This window comes from Polaromonas aquatica (genome assembly GCF_050626995.1).
In the GTDB taxonomy this organism is placed as follows: domain Bacteria; phylum Pseudomonadota; class Gammaproteobacteria; order Burkholderiales; family Burkholderiaceae_C; genus Polaromonas; species Polaromonas aquatica_A.
Map to the genome: position 1 here is coordinate 3638479 of NZ_CP192467.1, position 14859 is coordinate 3653337.

The 14859-nt window shown below is 64.4% G+C and carries 18 protein-coding genes; 3 read left to right on the forward strand and 15 right to left on the reverse strand.

What is annotated here, in order from left to right:
• Positions 1–20: 20 nt before the first annotated feature.
• The 7 genes from ACQ4MS_RS17455 to ACQ4MS_RS17485 all read right to left on the reverse strand — a co-directional run bounded on the left by ACQ4MS_RS17455 (position 21) and on the right by ACQ4MS_RS17485 (position 4606).
• Positions 21–749 (reverse strand): glutathione binding-like protein, encoded by a 729-nt coding sequence (locus tag ACQ4MS_RS17455; protein ID WP_431095888.1) that lies wholly within the window; start codon positions 747–749, stop codon positions 21–23.
• Between the two features lie 109 nt (positions 750–858).
• The gene (locus tag ACQ4MS_RS17460; RefSeq protein WP_431095889.1) at positions 859–1362 is read right to left on the reverse strand and encodes a CreA family protein; all 504 of its coding nucleotides are present in this window, start codon (positions 1360–1362) and stop codon (positions 859–861) included.
• 58 nt (positions 1363–1420) lie between these two features.
• Positions 1421–1825 carry a type II toxin-antitoxin system death-on-curing family toxin gene (locus tag ACQ4MS_RS17465; protein WP_431095890.1) on the reverse strand — a complete coding sequence of 135 codons (405 nt, stop codon included), beginning with the start codon at positions 1823–1825 and terminating at the stop codon, positions 1421–1423.
• Positions 1822–2046, reverse strand: coding sequence for an AbrB/MazE/SpoVT family DNA-binding domain-containing protein (locus ACQ4MS_RS17470; RefSeq protein WP_411879519.1), 225 nt, complete (start codon positions 2044–2046; stop codon positions 1822–1824). Before ACQ4MS_RS17470 ends, ACQ4MS_RS17465 begins: the two co-directional genes overlap by 4 nt.
• A gap of 93 nt (positions 2047–2139) precedes the next feature.
• Complete coding sequence (locus ACQ4MS_RS17475; protein ID WP_431095891.1) at positions 2140–3258, reverse strand: DNA alkylation repair protein; 1119 nt, start codon at positions 3256–3258, stop codon at positions 2140–2142.
• A 23-nt stretch (positions 3259–3281) separates the two neighbouring features.
• A complete protein-coding gene (locus ACQ4MS_RS17480; RefSeq protein WP_431095892.1) occupies positions 3282–3593 on the reverse strand; it encodes a chaperone modulator CbpM in 312 nt (103 codons plus the stop codon).
• Positions 3590–4606 (reverse strand): DnaJ C-terminal domain-containing protein, encoded by a 1017-nt coding sequence (locus ACQ4MS_RS17485; RefSeq protein ID WP_431095893.1) that lies wholly within the window; start codon positions 4604–4606, stop codon positions 3590–3592. Before ACQ4MS_RS17485 ends, ACQ4MS_RS17480 begins: the two co-directional genes overlap by 4 nt.
• Positions 4607–4793: 187 nt before the next feature.
• Here ACQ4MS_RS17485 and ACQ4MS_RS17490 point away from each other — a divergent pair, with 187 nt between their 5' ends.
• Positions 4794–6230 (forward strand): coniferyl aldehyde dehydrogenase, encoded by a 1437-nt coding sequence (locus ACQ4MS_RS17490; protein ID WP_431095894.1) that lies wholly within the window; start codon positions 4794–4796, stop codon positions 6228–6230.
• On the opposite strand, the gene ACQ4MS_RS17495 is transcribed toward ACQ4MS_RS17490, so the two are convergent.
• Positions 6227–7048, reverse strand: coding sequence for a CAP domain-containing protein (locus ACQ4MS_RS17495; RefSeq protein ID WP_431095895.1), 822 nt, complete (start codon positions 7046–7048; stop codon positions 6227–6229). The two genes, ACQ4MS_RS17490 and ACQ4MS_RS17495, sit on opposite strands and share 4 nt — an antisense overlap.
• Before the next feature lie 180 nt (positions 7049–7228).
• On the reverse strand, positions 7229–8074 hold the full coding sequence (locus tag ACQ4MS_RS17500) for an AraC family transcriptional regulator (RefSeq protein WP_431095896.1): 846 nt from the start codon (positions 8072–8074) through the stop codon (positions 7229–7231).
• Between the two features lie 102 nt (positions 8075–8176).
• On the opposite strand from ACQ4MS_RS17500, the gene ACQ4MS_RS17505 reads away from it, so the two are divergent.
• Complete coding sequence (locus tag ACQ4MS_RS17505) at positions 8177–9412, forward strand: MFS transporter (protein ID WP_431095897.1); 1236 nt, start codon at positions 8177–8179, stop codon at positions 9410–9412.
• A 12-nt stretch (positions 9413–9424) separates the two neighbouring features.
• On the opposite strand, the gene ACQ4MS_RS17510 is transcribed toward ACQ4MS_RS17505, so the two are convergent.
• The 4 genes from ACQ4MS_RS17510 to ACQ4MS_RS17525 are packed head-to-tail and all read right to left on the reverse strand — an operon-like array spanning position 9425 to position 12399.
• Complete coding sequence (locus ACQ4MS_RS17510) at positions 9425–9985, reverse strand: DNA-3-methyladenine glycosylase (RefSeq protein WP_431095898.1); 561 nt, start codon at positions 9983–9985, stop codon at positions 9425–9427.
• A gap of 8 nt (positions 9986–9993) precedes the next feature.
• Entirely contained in the window at positions 9994–10890 is an 897-nt protein-coding gene (locus tag ACQ4MS_RS17515; protein WP_431095899.1) for a DMT family transporter, read from the reverse strand.
• 10 nt (positions 10891–10900) lie between these two features.
• On the reverse strand, positions 10901–11497 hold the full coding sequence (locus tag ACQ4MS_RS17520) for a DUF6064 family protein (RefSeq protein WP_431095900.1): 597 nt from the start codon (positions 11495–11497) through the stop codon (positions 10901–10903).
• Complete coding sequence (locus ACQ4MS_RS17525) at positions 11497–12399, reverse strand: aldo/keto reductase (protein WP_431095901.1); 903 nt, start codon at positions 12397–12399, stop codon at positions 11497–11499. Before ACQ4MS_RS17525 ends, ACQ4MS_RS17520 begins: the two co-directional genes overlap by 1 nt.
• 67 nt (positions 12400–12466) lie before the next feature.
• Here ACQ4MS_RS17525 and ACQ4MS_RS17530 point away from each other — a divergent pair, with 67 nt between their 5' ends.
• Positions 12467–13045, forward strand: a complete 579-nt coding sequence (locus ACQ4MS_RS17530; RefSeq protein WP_431095902.1) for a histidine phosphatase family protein — start codon at positions 12467–12469, stop codon at positions 13043–13045.
• Between the two features lie 13 nt (positions 13046–13058).
• Here ACQ4MS_RS17530 and ACQ4MS_RS17535 read toward each other — a convergent pair whose 3' ends face one another.
• Positions 13059–13937, reverse strand: a complete 879-nt coding sequence (locus tag ACQ4MS_RS17535; protein WP_431095903.1) for a sugar phosphate isomerase/epimerase family protein — start codon at positions 13935–13937, stop codon at positions 13059–13061.
• Between the two features lie 30 nt (positions 13938–13967).
• Positions 13968–14858 (reverse strand): NAD(P)-dependent oxidoreductase, encoded by an 891-nt coding sequence (locus ACQ4MS_RS17540; protein ID WP_431095904.1) that lies wholly within the window; start codon positions 14856–14858, stop codon positions 13968–13970.
• Between the last annotated feature and the right edge of the window lies 1 nt (position 14859).

Sequence of the window (14859 nt, forward strand, 5' to 3'; positions counted from 1 at the left end):
CGCCGTGTGCCGACAGGCGGTCACCCGCGCTGGGGAATGCCCAAACCCTTGACGACCGCAGGACGCGCTACAAATGTGTCCAGTACGCGTGTTACGTTGGGGAAGTTCTGGATTTCCACCAGTGCACCCGCGTCATAAAACCCGATCAGGTTACGCACCCAGCCGAAGGTGGCGATGTCGGCAATGGTGTAGTCCTCGCCCATGATCCAGCTGCGTCCCTTGAGCCGCTGGTCCAGCACACCGAGCAGGCGGGCGGATTCGGCGACGTAGCGGTCGCGCGGGCGCTTGTCTTCATACTCCTTGCCGGCGAACTTGTGGAAAAAGCCGAGCTGGCCAAACATCGGGCCGATCCCACCCATCTGGAACATCAGCCACTGAATGGTTTCATAGCGCGCTGCTGCGTCCGCGGGCAGGAATTTCCCGGTCTTCTCTGCAAGGTAGATCAGGATCGCGCCGGACTCGAACAGCCCCAGCGGTTTTCCGCCTGGACCGTTCGGGTCAATGATGGCCGGGATCTTGTTGTTCGGGTTGAGCGACAGAAAAGCCGGTGACATCTGGTCGTTGCTGCCAAAGTCAACGAGGTGCGGCTCGTAGGGCAGGCCACACTCTTCCAGCATGATCGACACCTTGACGCCATTGGGCGTGGGCAGGGAGTACAGCTGGATACGGTCAGGGTGCTGGGCCGGCCATTTCTGGGTGATGGGGAAATCGGAAAGGGACGCGCTGTTGGGTTTGCTGGTTTGGGTCATGGGTGGAAATTCTGTTGTCAAAATTGAAAACACCGATGGCGCAGCACGCTAGTCCCACCGGCCAGCGGGGGTATTCAGGCCACACGCCAACCTACCGCCCGCATTGCCATTACTTCACCGGAATTACCGTGCCCGCCGGTACCGGAACCGCCGTGACGCTGTTTTGCGGCGAGCCTTCAATCACGCGGTCCGAGTAAGTGAGGTAGACGAGGGTGTTGCGTTTGGTGTCCACCATGCGCACCACACGCAATTTCTTGAAGACCAGCGAGATGCGTTCGCTGAACATCTCTTCCTGCTTTTCCAGCGGCTTGCCGTTGAAGATGATGAGGCCGGTCTGCCGGCAGGCAATCGAGGCCTCAGCTTTGTCTTCGGCCACGCCGAACGCTCCCTTGATGCCGCCAGTCTTGGCGCGCGACACATAACAGGTGATGCCGCTGACTTTGGGGTCGTCATAGGCTTCCACCACGATCTTGTGGTCCGGGCCGATGAATTTGAAGACCGTGTCCACGGCGCCTATCTCTTCACCGCCCGCGCCGCCGCAGGCGGACAGGAGCAGGACGCTGCCCACGGCAAGAAGGGCGGATTTGAAGCGCTGGGCGGAAGTTCGGGTCATGGTGATGGTTCAGGTTGGGAAACAAAAGGATGGGGCGAACACGGGATTCGTCAAGGACTCAGCCTTTGGAACGCAGGCGGGCATGGGTCCGCACCCAGGCCGCAAATTCGTCTTCGGTGACGTCGTCGGTGGCAACGGCCAGCATGGTCATCGTTGCATCGGCTTGCGACGTATCCAGGCGGTAACCATTCAGGTAGAGAAACAAACCGGTGGCCAGAAAAGCCGCACGCTTGTTGCCGTCCACGAAGGGATGATTTTTGGCCAGCCCGATGGTGTAGCTGGCCGCCAGGGCTGCCACATCAGGCGGCTGGGCCGGGTCTGCGTAGGCAAGCAGATTCAGCGGCCGGCCCAGTGCGGAGTCGAGCAGCCCCACGTCACGCAAACCGGCGCCGCCGCCGTGCTCGGCCAGGCTTTCATCGTGCAATAGCAGCAATGCTGATTTGGTAATCCAGCGCCACGTCATTTGGCAAGCTGGTGGAAGGTGTCGCGAAAGTCGCGCATGAAGGCGCGCCCTGCAGCGATTTCTTCTTCCAGTGCCGGGTCATAGGGCGTCAGTGTGTAGCCGTCCGGCGTCTCTGTCAGAAACACGGTTTCCCCCTTGCCAAGCTTCAACCGGGCAAGCGCTTCCTTGGGCAGAACCACGCCAACGGAGTTGCCGATCTGGGTGAGTTTGAGCATGTGCATGGTGTTCTTTCGTTATTACATATGTAATACTAAACTGAAGCATCCACCACGTCAAACCCCGGTATGTGAGCTCTTAGACGGTATACAGGCTCTTCAAGGCTTCAAAAGCTCAAAAAAGCTGCTCGCCAGCCGTTCCCCATTGACCATGATGTCCACCTCATGCCGGCCCGCATGGTGCACGCGTGTCGTGAAGTCGCGCACAACCTGGCTGCGTGAAAGCTGCACGCTCTCGCCGGCGGCCAGCGTCAGCTCCTTGAGCTTGAACACCTTGGCCGAGCTGCTGCCCGACTTCTTGACGTAGTGCACCGCGTAGTCCACCACCAGGCGCTGGCTCTGGCGCGAGGTGGATTGCAGTGTGAATGCCAGTTCAAGCCGCTCGCCAAGCGCGAGTTTCTTCGGGTTGACGGAAAAATCCTGCACGGTCACAGCAGCCTTCTTTCCCGCACCGATGATGCCCAATGCTCGCCTGTCGCCCTGCTTGATCAAGGTGCGCAAGGCGTGCCGGGCGATCCACGCTGTGTGCGGTTTGTCGAGCGGCCAGCTTTCCAGGCGCTTCAGCACCCAGTCAGGGTGCAGCTTGGTGATGTCGTTCAGGTGATTGGCTACCGACTTGCGCACGTAAAGGCTGTTGTCGGCTTTCAGTGATTCCAGGATGGGCGCGGCCAGTTCCGGGTCGGCCATCAGCGCATCGAGCCTGAACGACCAGGGCAGGCGGGGGCGGCTGCCTTCGCTGGCCAGGCGCCGCACATGGTCACTCTCGTCTTTCGCCCATACCTTCATCACGGCCAGCGTGCGCGCCGGGTCCTGGCGGATGAACTCGCGGATGGCGAATTCCGAGGTGCCGAATGCAGTGAAAAACTTCAGTGCCTCCATCGACGTATCGAAGTCATCGCGGCCATACAAGCCAACATAGTCTGGCAGCACCAGGGTGACGAAACTGCTGTTGATGCGCGGCGCCAGCTTGCGCAGGATGGCGACGGCTTTGGGGTAGTCGGCCGGCAGCGTGGCGTGCAGGCATTCGCTGGTGCGGCGCAGGCGCTGCATCAGCGAAAGCTCGTCCAGGCCCTGCAGGGCGAGCTTGAGGAAATGTTTGCTGTCAAAGCGCGGGTAGACCGCGGCGGTTTCCGCCGCGATATGGCGCAGGCGAGCCGGATCGAAGATGTTCTTGAGTGCGGGTGCGGCGGTGTCGGACATGGCGACCGATTCTGCCATCGCGCACCTTTCAGCGCCGCGGGCTAGCCTTGCAGCCGGCCGAGCTGCGCGCGAAGGTCGTTCAGTTCTTCCATCAGGTCCAATGCCAGCGCGGCACCGGCCGGGTTCACCCCGAGGTCGCGCTGCAGGCGCACCGCCACCGTGGCCCGGTGCAGGTGCACGCCGTTGAAGCGCCACAGGTCCGGCGCTGCGCCCAGGGGCGACAGCAGGCCTTCCTGCACCAGGTCCATGATGAGGTCCGATTGCGTGGCACACGCCCGGCAGAGATCGTCGAGCGTGAGGCCCTCCTGGTCTTCCAGGATCAAACCGGCGAGGTAGCTTGTGGAAGTTTTCATGCCTTGCCTCCAGAATTTCGCAGGCTGGCGCGTGGCTTGAAAGTCTTAAACGCCGCTGCCATGTCTTCATACGCCTTCTTCGATGCGGCAGTGTCCGCGTCCGGCAGGACGACCTGCAGCACAAAATAAAAGTCGCCCGGCGTCTTGCCCGGCAGCCCCCGCCCCTTGAGCCTGAGCTTGCGTCCGCTGGCCGAGCCTGGCGGGATTTTCAGCGCGACCACGCCTGCCGGCGTGGGCGCTTCCACTTCGGCGCCAAGCGCGGCTTCCCATGGCGTCACGGGCAGGTTCATGTACACGTCATGGCCCTCGGCGCGGTACAAGGCATGCGGCAGGAACTCCACGTCCAGGTAAAGGTCGCCCGGGCTCCCCTGGCCCACGCCTGGAGAGCCTTGGCCCGCCAGGCGGATATGCTGGCCGGCGCGTATACCCCTGGGGATGACGAATTCAATGGTGCGGTCTTGCATCGTCACACCGGTTTCATCCTCCACCGGCATGCGCAACTGCAGCTTGCGCGTCGCGCCACTGTAGGAATCGCCGATGTCGATCTGGATTTTGGCGTGCTGGTCCTGGCCGTGCATGTCAAAGCCGCGGCCGCCGCGGCTGCCGCGAATGTCGGCAAAGTCATCAAAGCCGCCCCAGCCTTCAGGCCCCGCACCTCCCATGCCGCGGAAGATGGCGTCGAAGAAATCGCTGTGGTCAAAATCTCCAGCCCCGCGCGTTCGGGTGCCGCCAGCGCGGCCGCCCGGAGCCCGCCCCGGATTCCAGCCCGGCGGCGGGCGAAAGTCCTGCCCGGCTTGGTAGCTGGCGCCCAGCTGGTCGTAGGCGGCGCGCTTTTCAGGGTCGCGCAGCACTTCGTACGCTTCGGCAATTTCCTTGAAGCGCGCCTCGGCGTTCTTTTCCTTGCTGACGTCGGGGTGGTATTTGCGCGCCAGCCTGCGGTGGGCTTTTTTGATCTCGTCGGTGGTAGCGCTGCGCTCCACGCCCATGATCTTGTAGTAGTCCTTGTATTCCATGAAGTACTTTCATCAAGGGTTGACCTGGGGCCGTCCCGGCGAATTTTGTTCGGTGCTCCGGGTGCGGCTGTCAGGCAAATTCGGTTTGTCACGTCTGTAAATGGGGTTGGCGGCTTCAGGGTCAACCCGTAGCCGCGCTGGAGTCATGCCTCTACCGGGCCGCCGTGGCCGTCCCTATCATTCAGCGATGACCTTGAGCCAATCCCCTGCCCACGACCCTGCCGTCCTGCGGGCCCTGTTTGACGCCCAGCACAAGGCGAGCCGCGCCCAGATCGAAGTGCCGCTGGCGCTGCGCCGCGATCGCCTGCTGCGCATCCGCGCCTTGCTCGATGAACACGGCGCAGCGCTCGCCCAGGTCGTCAATGCCGACTTCGGCGTACGCTCATCGCAACTCACCGAAATCGCCGATATCTTTGTGCTGCGTTCGCTGCTGTCCAGCACGCTGAAGCAATTGCCGAAGTGGATGAAGCCGGTCAAGGTGGGAACGCCGCTGTACCTGCAGCCTTCGCGCGCCTTCTTGCAGCGCCAGCCGCTGGGGGTGGTGGGGGTGGTGTCCCCCTGGAACTACCCGGTGCAGCTCTCGCTGGGCCCCGTCATCACAGCGCTGGCTGCGGGCAACCGCGTGATGCTCAAGCCCAGCGAGCTCACGCCGCAGACGTCGGCCTTGCTGGCCACGCTGATCGAAAAATCTTTTGCGCCTGATGAGGTGTGCGTGGTGCAGGGCGATGGCAAGCTCGCCGCCGAATTTGCCGGCCTGCCGTTTGACCATCTCTTTTTCACCGGCTCCACCGCTGTGGGCCGCAAGGTGGCAGAGGCCGCCGCCGCCAACCTGACACCCACGACGCTGGAGCTGGGCGGCAAGTCGCCCTGCATCATCGATGCGTCGTGCGACATCGACAAGGCCGCCATCAAGATCGCCCACGGCAAGTTGCTCAACGCCGGCCAGACCTGCATCGCACCCGACTATGTATTGCTGCCCAGGGGCCGTGAAGCCGCGTTCGGCGAAGCCTTCGCGCGCGCGGTGGCAACGCTGTTTCCCACCATTGCCGGCAACCCCGATTACGCGGCCATCATCAGCCCTCGCCACCTGGAGCGGCTGCAGGCGCTGCTCGCGCAGGCCGAAGGCGAGGGCGCCCGGCTGCAAACCGTGAACCCCGGCGCGGCCGGCACAGGAAGCGCGTCGCGCCAGATGGCGCCGGTGCTGGTGTTTGATGCACCCGCCACCTCAAAACTGCTGAACGAGGAAATCTTCGGCCCCATCCTGCCGGTGCTGCCCTATGACTCTGTCGACGAGGCGATCCGCTACGTCAACGCCCGGCCACGGCCGCTGGCGCTGTACTGGTTTGGCACAGACACCGGCTCACGCGACCACGTGCTGGCAAACACCGTGAGCGGCGGTGTCACCGTGAACGACACACTGATGCATATCGCCCACGAGAACCTGCCTTTCGGCGGCGTCGGCGAAAGCGGCTGGGGCAGCTACCACGGCGAGGCCGGTTTCTTGCGCCTGTCGCAGCAGAAACCAGTGATGGCGCAGTCGAAGTGGGCGCGCGGGGATTTGTTTTACCCGCCGTATGGCAAACGGTTTGAGCAGGTGATGGGATTGCTCAAGCGGCTGATCTAGCGCGGCGAGCCAAACACCTGCGCCCAGTAAATCCCCGCGCTGCTTTGCCGGTTGACCACAAAAGCGGCGCCCATTTCGCTGAAAGCCGGTGACATGATGTTGGCGCAGTGGCCGGGGCTGTTGATCCAGCCGCGCACAGCGGCGTCGGCGGTCATCTGCCCTGCGGCGATGTTCTCGCCGATGCTGCGCCAGGGGTAGCCGGCCAGCGTAGCCCGGCCATCCACCGTGGTGCCGTCGCGGCTGGTGTGGCTGAAGTAGCTGTAGCGCGCCATCTCGGCGGCGTGGGCGCTGGCGATGTTGTGCAGCACAGGGTTAAGCCGCAGCGGCGGTGCCGCCGTGAACGCCTTGCTGCCGCAGCGCCGAGGGCGGGCGCGTGCTTCATTGACCAGTGCCAGTACCTGCGCCTGCATGCCGCCGGGCTTGGCCTCGCCGGGCGCAGCGAAGGGCGCCGCCAGCACGACCCAGGTCTGTGTTCCGCGCTGGTAAAAGCCGGCTTCAATGAGTTCGCTGTGCATCAACGTGCCGCAGGACCTGCCCAGCGTCCTGCGCGCCAGCGCCGCGGGGCCGGTCGCGCCGCGCACGGTGACCTGCGCGGCCCGCAGGGCACGGTAGTCGACGGTTTTCAGCGCATCAGCCATTTTTCGGCCGCCCGCCATGAGTTGGGCTGCCTGTGACAGCGCGGTGTTTTCGCGCAGCGAGGGGGCGTTTGCGCCGCGCCCGTCACAGCCGTCCTGCCGCAAGCGGTTCAGCTCACGCAGCAGCGTTGGGTGGGACTCGGCAGGCGCCTGGGCATATGCATGGCCTGTGATGACGAGCATGGCAACAGCCATGGAGGCTGAAGTGCGACACCAGCGTCTAAGGGGAGTAAGTGCGGCGTTTGCCACATTGAAGACGTCCATCAGGCCATGATAACGACGCTGGTCAAGCGGCGCATTTTTGTGCAGAGATGACGTCGGTTGCTTCGTTTTTGATAGCTGCTCAGTCCCATATTATTTGGGCTAGAGCCTGTTTTTGTTCTGAAAATGGCTGGGCGGCTGGCCCATGGCGGCCTTGAACATTGCGGTAAACGCGCTGTCGCTCGCATAGCCGCTGGCCGCGGCCACAGTGCTGACCGATTGCCCGCGCGTGAGCATGGGCAGGGCGTGGGCCAGAATGGCCTGCTGCCGCCACTGCTGGTAGCTCAGGCCCAGTTCGTCGCGGAAAAGCCTGGCCACCGTGCGCTCGCTGGCGCCGGTGTCGGCGGCCCATTCGGCCAGCGTGGCCCGCTCGGATGGCGCGCGCAGCACGGCTTCACACAGGGTGCGCAGCCGCTTGTCGCCGGTTTGCGGATGCGGCATGGGCACGCCCAGGGCCTGGGTGTCGGCACGGGCTAGTTCGTCCAGCACAAGGTTGCAAAGGAGCTGTTCACGGGCGGCCGGCAGTGGCTGTTGGGGCGTGGCTTCATCGAGCGCGAGGATGGACTCACGCAGCAGCGGCGACACCACCATCACACGGCAGCCGCTCCAGCCTTTGGGCGCGGCGCCGGCGTCGATATACAGCGTGCGGAACTCGGCCGCCTCCAGCACGGTGACGTGGTGCTGCGCGCCGGGGGCGATCCACACTGCGCGGGACGGCGGCACGATGTAGGTAATTTCGCCGCCGGCATGGCGGGCTTGTTCGGCGGTGACCTGAAGGACTCCCGTGGAGCAGTAGGCCAGCTGCGCCCAGGCGTGGGAATGGGGCTTGAAATGCGTGTCGGCCTGCAGCGACCGCGCCCGCACGCGCACCGGCCGCTGCCGGCTGGGCGTGAAGTTGCCAGTGTCCCCCACCGGGACAAAGCGGAGCTGGGTTTTACGGGATGGCATGCGGGGTGCTGTATTGAGGCGCAAAAGCGCTTTGTCTGAAATTCGCCGAAACATGGCTTTATGTCGCATTTCGGAAGTGCCGGCCAATACTACGATAGCGCCATGAATACTTCAAGTACGACCCTGAATGCGCCCGGCGCGGTCCCTTTTCGCAGCGATGCCAGCGTGATCGGCCTGGTGGGCCTGGCGCACATGATCAGCCATTTCAGCCAACTGCTGCTGGCGCCGCTGTTCCCCTGGCTGAAGGAAGAGTTCAGCGTGAGCTACGCGGAGCTGGGCTTTTTGATGACGCTCTTTTTTGTGGTGTCCTGCGCGGTGCAGGCGCTTTCCGGTTTTGTGGTCGACCGCTTCGGCCCCCGGCCCATCCTGTTTGCCGGCTTGACACTGTTGGGCCTCGCTGCCTTTGGCTACGCCATCAGTACCAGCTACTGGATGATGGCGGCGTTTGCCGTACTGGCCGGTATCGGCAACGGGGTATTTCATCCGGTGGACTACACGCTGATCAACCGCAAGGTGAGCGCACCGCGCCTGGGCCATGCGTACAGCGTGCACGGCATCACCGGCAGCCTGGGCTGGGCGCTGGCGCCGGCGCTCGTGGTGACGCTGACCTTTGCCTATTCATGGCGGGTGGCGCTGGCCGCCGCCGGCGCACTGGCCTTTGCCGTGCTGGCGGTGCTGGTGCTGAACCGCGACAAACTGACGCTGACCGTAGCGGCGCCCGTCAAAGGGGCACCGGCGGCGGACAGTTCGCTGGGCTTCCTGCGCATCCCTGCGGTGTGGATGTGTTTTGCGTTCTTCTTCTGGTATGCGATTGTGCTCAGTGTGGTGCAGGCGTTTGCCCCTGAAGCCGCACGCCAGCTGCATGATGTGCCCCTCCCGTTGGTGGCGATGTGCCTGACGATCTACATGGTGTGCAGCGCCGGTGGCATGGTGGTTGGCGGCTTCCTGGCGTCGGACCCGGCACGCTGCGAGCGCATCGTGGGCACCGGCTTTGGCGTGGCGGCTGTCATTGCACTGTTGCTGGCGCTGGGCAGTTTTCCAGCATGGGTCGTGCCGGTGCTGTTTGGTCTCATGGGTTTTTCGTCAGGCATTGCGGGGCCGTCGCGTGACCTGCTGGTCAAGCGCTCGACGCCCGAAAACGCGTCAGGCCGCGTTTATGGTGTGGTGTATGCCGGCCTGGACATCGGCCAGGCGGTGTCGCCGCTGATCTTCGGCCTGATGATGGACCACCAGATGTATCGCGGCGTGCTGCTCGGACTGGCACTGATGCTGGGGGTGCTGATTGCCAGCGCCTTCAATGTGCGGCGCGTTCGGCGTACACCGCTGGCCGTGGCTTGAGCCCGCGAGGTTCTAGCGGAAAGGCCGGCTCAGGAAAGGCGATCCTTCCAGCCCGAAGCGCCAGGGTTGATCCATTGCTTTTGAGATGCCGATACGTGGCCCGCTCACCACGTGTGGGCGCCCCTTGGCAGGCCGCAGCTCGAACGGCGGCGCATCAATCGGAAGGGCGTTGTGCTCCCGTGTGATGCCCAGCGCCTGACCGACCCGGCCGGGCCCGGCGCACAGGAGGCGCACATCGTCGAGCCCGCGCCGCTGGCGCATCACATCCAGACCTTCGAGTGGCTCGATCGCGCGTATCAGAACCCCGGCGCCATGGCCTTCTTCGCGGCAGACGATATTCAGGCACCAGTGGATGCCGTAAGAGCGGTAGACATAAGCATGGGCCGGTGGGCCGAACATGGCGGCGTTGCGCGGGGTGAGCCCGGAGAAGCTGTGCGAAGCCGGGTCCTCGCGGTCGTAGGCTTCGGTCTCCACGATGCGCCCACCCACGCCATCCACCAGCAGCGTCGCGCCTATCAGCCGCCGCGCCACCACCGGTGAGGCGGCGAAAAAATCGATGGAAGGGCTGCTCACGTCCGCGCTCAGTCCGGCGGCGGCGCAATCGGAATGCGCCGCTTCTCATTGATCAGCACGTACAGGCCTGATCCGATCAGCAGTGCAATGCCGAACCAGGCCAGCATGTTCGGCACTTCGCCCCAAACCCCGTAGCCCAGCACCAGTGCAAACAGCAGGCCGCTGTAACGAAAGGGCGCCACCAGCGTCATCTCGCCGTGGCGCATGCTGTTGATGATGAGGTAGTAGCCACCGGTGAGGAACACGCTGGCCAGTGCCAGCAAGGCAAACTCGAGCAGGCCGAATGGCTTCCAGCCCTGCAGCAGCGAGCCCGCGCCGGACACCACAGTGACAGCAGCTGCCGTGGACAGGGTGATGAGAATCGATGGAACGCCGGCATGGATGCGGCGTGTCATCAGGTCGCGCGCTGCGTGGAACAGTGTGCCCACCAGGCACACCAGCGCGTAGCCGTTGAAGCCCTCGGCGCGTGGCTGGATGACCAGCACTACGCCGAAAAACCCGAAGCCGACAGCCAGCCAGCGCGCGCCGCGCACGCGTTCGGCCATGAACAAGGCAGCAAACAGCGTCATGAACAGCGGCGCTGCCAGGTTGATGGCGGTGGCGTTCCCGATGGGCAGGTGAAACAGCGAACCCAGGTAGAGCATGGTGGCGCAGGCATCGACCAGCGCGCGGACTGCAACCCAGCCGCGCGTGGCTTCGCGCAGGCGGCTGGTGGCGCCCAGCGCGTGGGCCACGGCCAGAACCAGCAGCACCGACATGACGCCGCGGATGAAGATCAGCTGGGCGCTGGGCATGCTCTGACTGGCAAACTTGACCAGCGCGTCGTTGGTGACAAAACAGCCCATGGCGCCCACCATGCAAAGGATGCCGCGGCGGTTCGCGGCGGCGGAGGCCGACAGGGTCATGGTGAAAAAATCAAGTGGAGAAAGTCCAGATTGTGGCGGCACCCAGCAACAGGGAGGCGACAGGAATGCCGGCGAGCAGGAGGAAACGAATTTGCCGGGGAGCATGGCTGATCATCAGCACGCCCAGGGTGAGCAGCGCGGTGGGTTCAGGTGCCATGCCAAACACTTCAGCCTGCGCCCACGGACGGCCGGCCAGCGGTGCGGCCAGCGGGTAGAGTACGCCCGCACTGGCTAGCAACCAGCCTGCCAGCCGCCAGTTTGCATTGGCTACGGCTTCCCGGTGGCGCTGCAATCCCAGGCCCAGCAACAGCACGGCCTGTGCGGCAAAGGCCAGGGCGACGTACTGCGCCGCCCAGTTGATCGTTGCGTAACGCTGCCAGTGAAAGGCCCAGCCGACCCAGAGCCAGGTGGCGGCGAGCAGGATGACCATCACCCGTTGTGCCACCGCATTCCGCGAGGCGGCCAGCCCCAACGCAGCAATGCCCGCCAGGAGCGTGGCGACATGCAGCGGCCAGAAGTCGCGGTTATAGAGTTCCATCAGCCGCCAGTAAGTCCTGGGCGAAAACATCAGGAAGTCCGACAACCGGTAAGTCCACCATTCGGACATCAGAGCTTCCCGACATCCGTGGCCATGCGTTTGCGCAGGGCTTCATCCGGCATGCGCCCCAGGGCTGCGGCCATGTTTTCGCGAACATGGAGAACGCTGGACGTCGCCGGGATGGCGCAGGTCACAGCGGGGTGCGACACGATGAACTTGAGCGCCACCTGCGCCCAGCTGATGCAGTCGATATCACGCGCCCAGCCTGGCAGCGGGTGACGCTGCAACTGGCGCAGCAACGCGCCTTCGCGAAACGGACGGTTTACCAGCACGGCGACGCCGCGTTCCCGCGCGAGCGGCAGCAGTGTTTCTTCGGCCTCACGGTCCAGCAGGTTGTAGCTGAGCTGTACGAAGTCGATGCGCTGGCTGCGCATGATCTGTTCGATCTCGCGATGGCGCCGGCCCTCGGACGTGGTGATGCCGACGTAACGCAGCTTGCCGGCCGACTTCATGGCCTGGAGCAGGGGCAGCTGTTTTTCCCACGCCAGGAGGTTGTGTACCTGCAGCAGGTCGAAGCGGGGGACGCGCCAGAGCTCGCGCGACTGTTCGATCTGCGCAGCGCCGTCGGATGATGTCCAGACTTTTTCCGCTGAGAACACGATCCCCTGTGCTCGCAGTTTTTGCAATCCCTCGCCGATCACGCCCTGCGACGAGCCGTACATCGGCGAGGAGTCGATGAGCCGGCCGCCGGCTTCGAAAAAGTGGCGCATGACTTCGGCGCATTGGTCGCGTGCCGTGCGGTCATTGCCGACATTGAAGGTAATCCAGCTGCCCAGGCCGACCACCGGAATCTGCTCGCCGGATGACGCGATGGCTTTGGTCAGCGGCTGCGGCCGCGCGGTGTTTTGCGCATACAGGGTGCTGGTACCCAGTGCTGGGACAAGTTGCAGCAGCAGGTCGCGGCGTCTCATTGCCCTACCGTATCACAGGGGCAACTGGCGTGGCGTAGCATGGCCGAAAACCCCTGGAAGGCGGCCGATGATGCTGAACCGAATGTCGCGATTGCTGACACTGTCAGTGGTGTTGGCGTGGGCGCCGGTCGCTTTGGCCGATGACGCCTTGTGGGCCCTGCTCAAACAGGGTGGCCAGGTGGTGATGATCCGGCACGCCTTGACGACGTCCGGTGTGGGAGATCCGGAGGGCATGAAGCTCGACGATTGTGCGACGCAGCGCAACCTGAGCGACGAGGGCCGTGCGCATGCGCGGCAGCTGGGCGAAGCCTTCCGCCAGCGCGGCGTTGCTGTCGGGCAACTGCTGTCCAGCCCGTGGTGCCGGTCCATTGAGACGGCAAAGCTGGCTTTCGGTAAAACGCCGGATGTGACACCGGCCCTGGGCAATCTCTTCGGGCGCAGCGAAGAGGCCGGCCGGCAACTTGCCGGCCTCCGTCCCCTGGCTGGCCAGAAACCGGTGACTGGCAATACGGTGATGGTGTCGCACGGCTCGACGATTTATGCGCTGACCGGCATATCGCCGGATACAGCCGAGATGGTGGTGCTGACGCCGCAAGGCGGCGGACGCTTCAAGGTGGCGGGGCGGATGGCGGCCCACAAATTGTGAGGCGTCGTACGGCTCATACCGCGCTGTGGTGCCTTGCAATGCAGGTGTCCAGCACTTCGCCCATATCGCGCTGCCACCAGTTGCCGGCGGAAAAGATCTCCACCTCGCTGTAACCCTCGAAGCCCTGCGCCTCCACCCAGCCGCGGATCTTCGGGATGTCGATGACACCGTCGCCCATCATGCCTCGGTCGTTCAGCAAATCGGTCGTGGGTGTCAGCCAGTCGCAGGCGTGGAAGGCGAGCAGGCGCTCCTTGCCCGCACGCGCTATCTGCTGCTGCAGTTTCGGGTCCCACCAGACGTGATACACGTCCACGGCCACGCCAAGTGCGCCCGTGTTGCGGGGGTCGAGTTCGTCGCACACATCGAGCGCATGCTCCATCGTGTTGATGCAGGCGCGGTCCGCGGCGTACATGGGATGCAGCGGCTCAATCGCCAGCGGCATGCCTGCGGCCCTGGCGTATTCGAGCAAAGTGGCGATGCCGTCATGCACCTGGCTGCGCGACAGCGCGATGTCTTTGTGCGCCGCCTTGCCGGCCAGCGCGCCCGGAAGGCCTCCCACCACCAGCACCAGGCAGGCGGCGTTCAGCTCGCAGGCTTCATCGACCGCGCGGCGGTTGTCGTCGTCGGCAGCCTTCAGGCCTGCCGCGTCCGCTGCGGGAAACATGCCGCCGCGGCAGTAGCCTGAGAGTTCAAGCCCGTGGGTTTTGACGAGGCGTGACACCTCGGCCAGGCCCGCGGCAGCGACCTGGTCGCGCCACGGCGAGATCGCCCTGATGCCGCGCTGCGCGCAGGCTTCGATGATGGCTGTCAGCGGCTGCTCGACACCGCGGCTTCTGCGCACTGTTGCGGTGTTGATGGAGAGCCAGCGGTGGTCCTGGGAAAAGTTGCGCATGAGGAATTAGGTGATGGAGATCAGTGAAAGTCAATTGGAAGGTCGCGCGTTTTTTTGCCGGCGCAGTTCGCGGATGATGGCCGCGTTGTCGAGCTCGCCGTCACCGGCGGCAATGGCCGCGCGCATCAATTCAGCGTGGGCTTCGGACAAGGGGAGCTTCTGGCCTTCGGCTGCAGCACTGTCGATCATCAGCTTGACGTCCTTGAGGTGCTGGTGAATGCGCGACTGCGGCGCAAAGTCACCCTCCACCATCATCCGGCCCTTTGCCTGGGCTGCACCGGACGTGGCAGGGCTGGCCAGCACCAGCGCCAGGAACTGCTCGGGGGGAATGCCCATGTTTTCGGCGAAGACCATGCCTTCGGCCAGCGCCGCGCGGTTCAGGCCCAGCACGAGGTTGGTAGCCAGCTTGGCTTTGGCGCCCATGCCAGCGCCGCCGACGTGGATGCGTTTGCCTGAGATGGCGGCCAGCACGGGCTCGCACGCTTGCAATGCCCCGGTCTCGCCACCCAGCAACAGGGTGGCTTCGCCGGTTGCTATCTGCTGGCTGGATCCCGAGAGCGGCGCTTCAATGAAAATGATGCCGCGTGCTGCGAGCCGAGCAGCCAATGCTTCGAGTTTGTGAGGTGTGCCGGTGGAGCAGTCGATGATGCTTCGAACGCCGAAGACGGACAGCAGGCCGCCCGGCCCTTCGACCACCTTCAGCACGTCGTCGGTGTTGAAGACGGCCAGCACCATGCAGGAGGCCGCACTGGCAGCTTCGGCCAGGGAGCCGGCGGCACTGCCGCCGCGGGCGGTGAGGGCTGCCCGGGCTTCTTCGCGCAGGTCAAAGCCGGTGACCTGGAAACCGGCGGCCGTGAGGCGCTGTGCCAACGCCGTGCCGACCAGGCCCAGGCCGACAACGCCGACAGTGTTTGCGGCCATG

What these genes read in the sequence shown, in the direction of transcription:
- ACQ4MS_RS17525 (WP_431095901.1), bottom strand. Translation starts at nt 12,399, where the DNA reads ATGAGACGCCGCGACCTGCTGCTGCAACTTGTCCCAGCACTGGGTACC.
- ACQ4MS_RS17460 (WP_431095889.1), bottom strand. Translation starts at nt 1,362, where the DNA reads ATGACCCGAACTTCCGCCCAGCGCTTCAAATCCGCCCTTCTTGCCGTG.
- ACQ4MS_RS17465 (WP_431095890.1), bottom strand. Translation starts at nt 1,825, where the DNA reads ATGACGTGGCGCTGGATTACCAAATCAGCATTGCTGCTATTGCACGAT.
- ACQ4MS_RS17470 (WP_411879519.1), bottom strand. Translation starts at nt 2,046, where the DNA reads ATGCACATGCTCAAACTCACCCAGATCGGCAACTCCGTTGGCGTGGTT.
- ACQ4MS_RS17455 (WP_431095888.1), bottom strand. Translation starts at nt 749, where the DNA reads ATGACCCAAACCAGCAAACCCAACAGCGCGTCCCTTTCCGATTTCCCC.
- ACQ4MS_RS17500 (WP_431095896.1), bottom strand. Translation starts at nt 8,074, where the DNA reads ATGCCATCCCGTAAAACCCAGCTCCGCTTTGTCCCGGTGGGGGACACT.
- ACQ4MS_RS17535 (WP_431095903.1), bottom strand. Translation starts at nt 13,937, where the DNA reads ATGCGCAACTTTTCCCAGGACCACCGCTGGCTCTCCATCAACACCGCA.
- ACQ4MS_RS17495 (WP_431095895.1), bottom strand. Translation starts at nt 7,048, where the DNA reads ATGCTCGTCATCACAGGCCATGCATATGCCCAGGCGCCTGCCGAGTCC.
- ACQ4MS_RS17485 (WP_431095893.1), bottom strand. Translation starts at nt 4,606, where the DNA reads ATGGAATACAAGGACTACTACAAGATCATGGGCGTGGAGCGCAGCGCT.
- ACQ4MS_RS17480 (WP_431095892.1), bottom strand. Translation starts at nt 3,593, where the DNA reads ATGAAAACTTCCACAAGCTACCTCGCCGGTTTGATCCTGGAAGACCAG.
- ACQ4MS_RS17520 (WP_431095900.1), bottom strand. Translation starts at nt 11,497, where the DNA reads ATGTCCGAATGGTGGACTTACCGGTTGTCGGACTTCCTGATGTTTTCG.
- ACQ4MS_RS17515 (WP_431095899.1), bottom strand. Translation starts at nt 10,890, where the DNA reads ATGACCCTGTCGGCCTCCGCCGCCGCGAACCGCCGCGGCATCCTTTGC.
- ACQ4MS_RS17530 (WP_431095902.1), top strand. Translation starts at nt 12,467, where the DNA reads ATGATGCTGAACCGAATGTCGCGATTGCTGACACTGTCAGTGGTGTTG.
- ACQ4MS_RS17490 (WP_431095894.1), top strand. Translation starts at nt 4,794, where the DNA reads ATGACCTTGAGCCAATCCCCTGCCCACGACCCTGCCGTCCTGCGGGCC.
- ACQ4MS_RS17505 (WP_431095897.1), top strand. Translation starts at nt 8,177, where the DNA reads ATGAATACTTCAAGTACGACCCTGAATGCGCCCGGCGCGGTCCCTTTT.
- ACQ4MS_RS17540 (WP_431095904.1), bottom strand. Translation starts at nt 14,858, where the DNA reads ATGGCCGCAAACACTGTCGGCGTTGTCGGCCTGGGCCTGGTCGGCACG.
- ACQ4MS_RS17475 (WP_431095891.1), bottom strand. Translation starts at nt 3,258, where the DNA reads ATGGCAGAATCGGTCGCCATGTCCGACACCGCCGCACCCGCACTCAAG.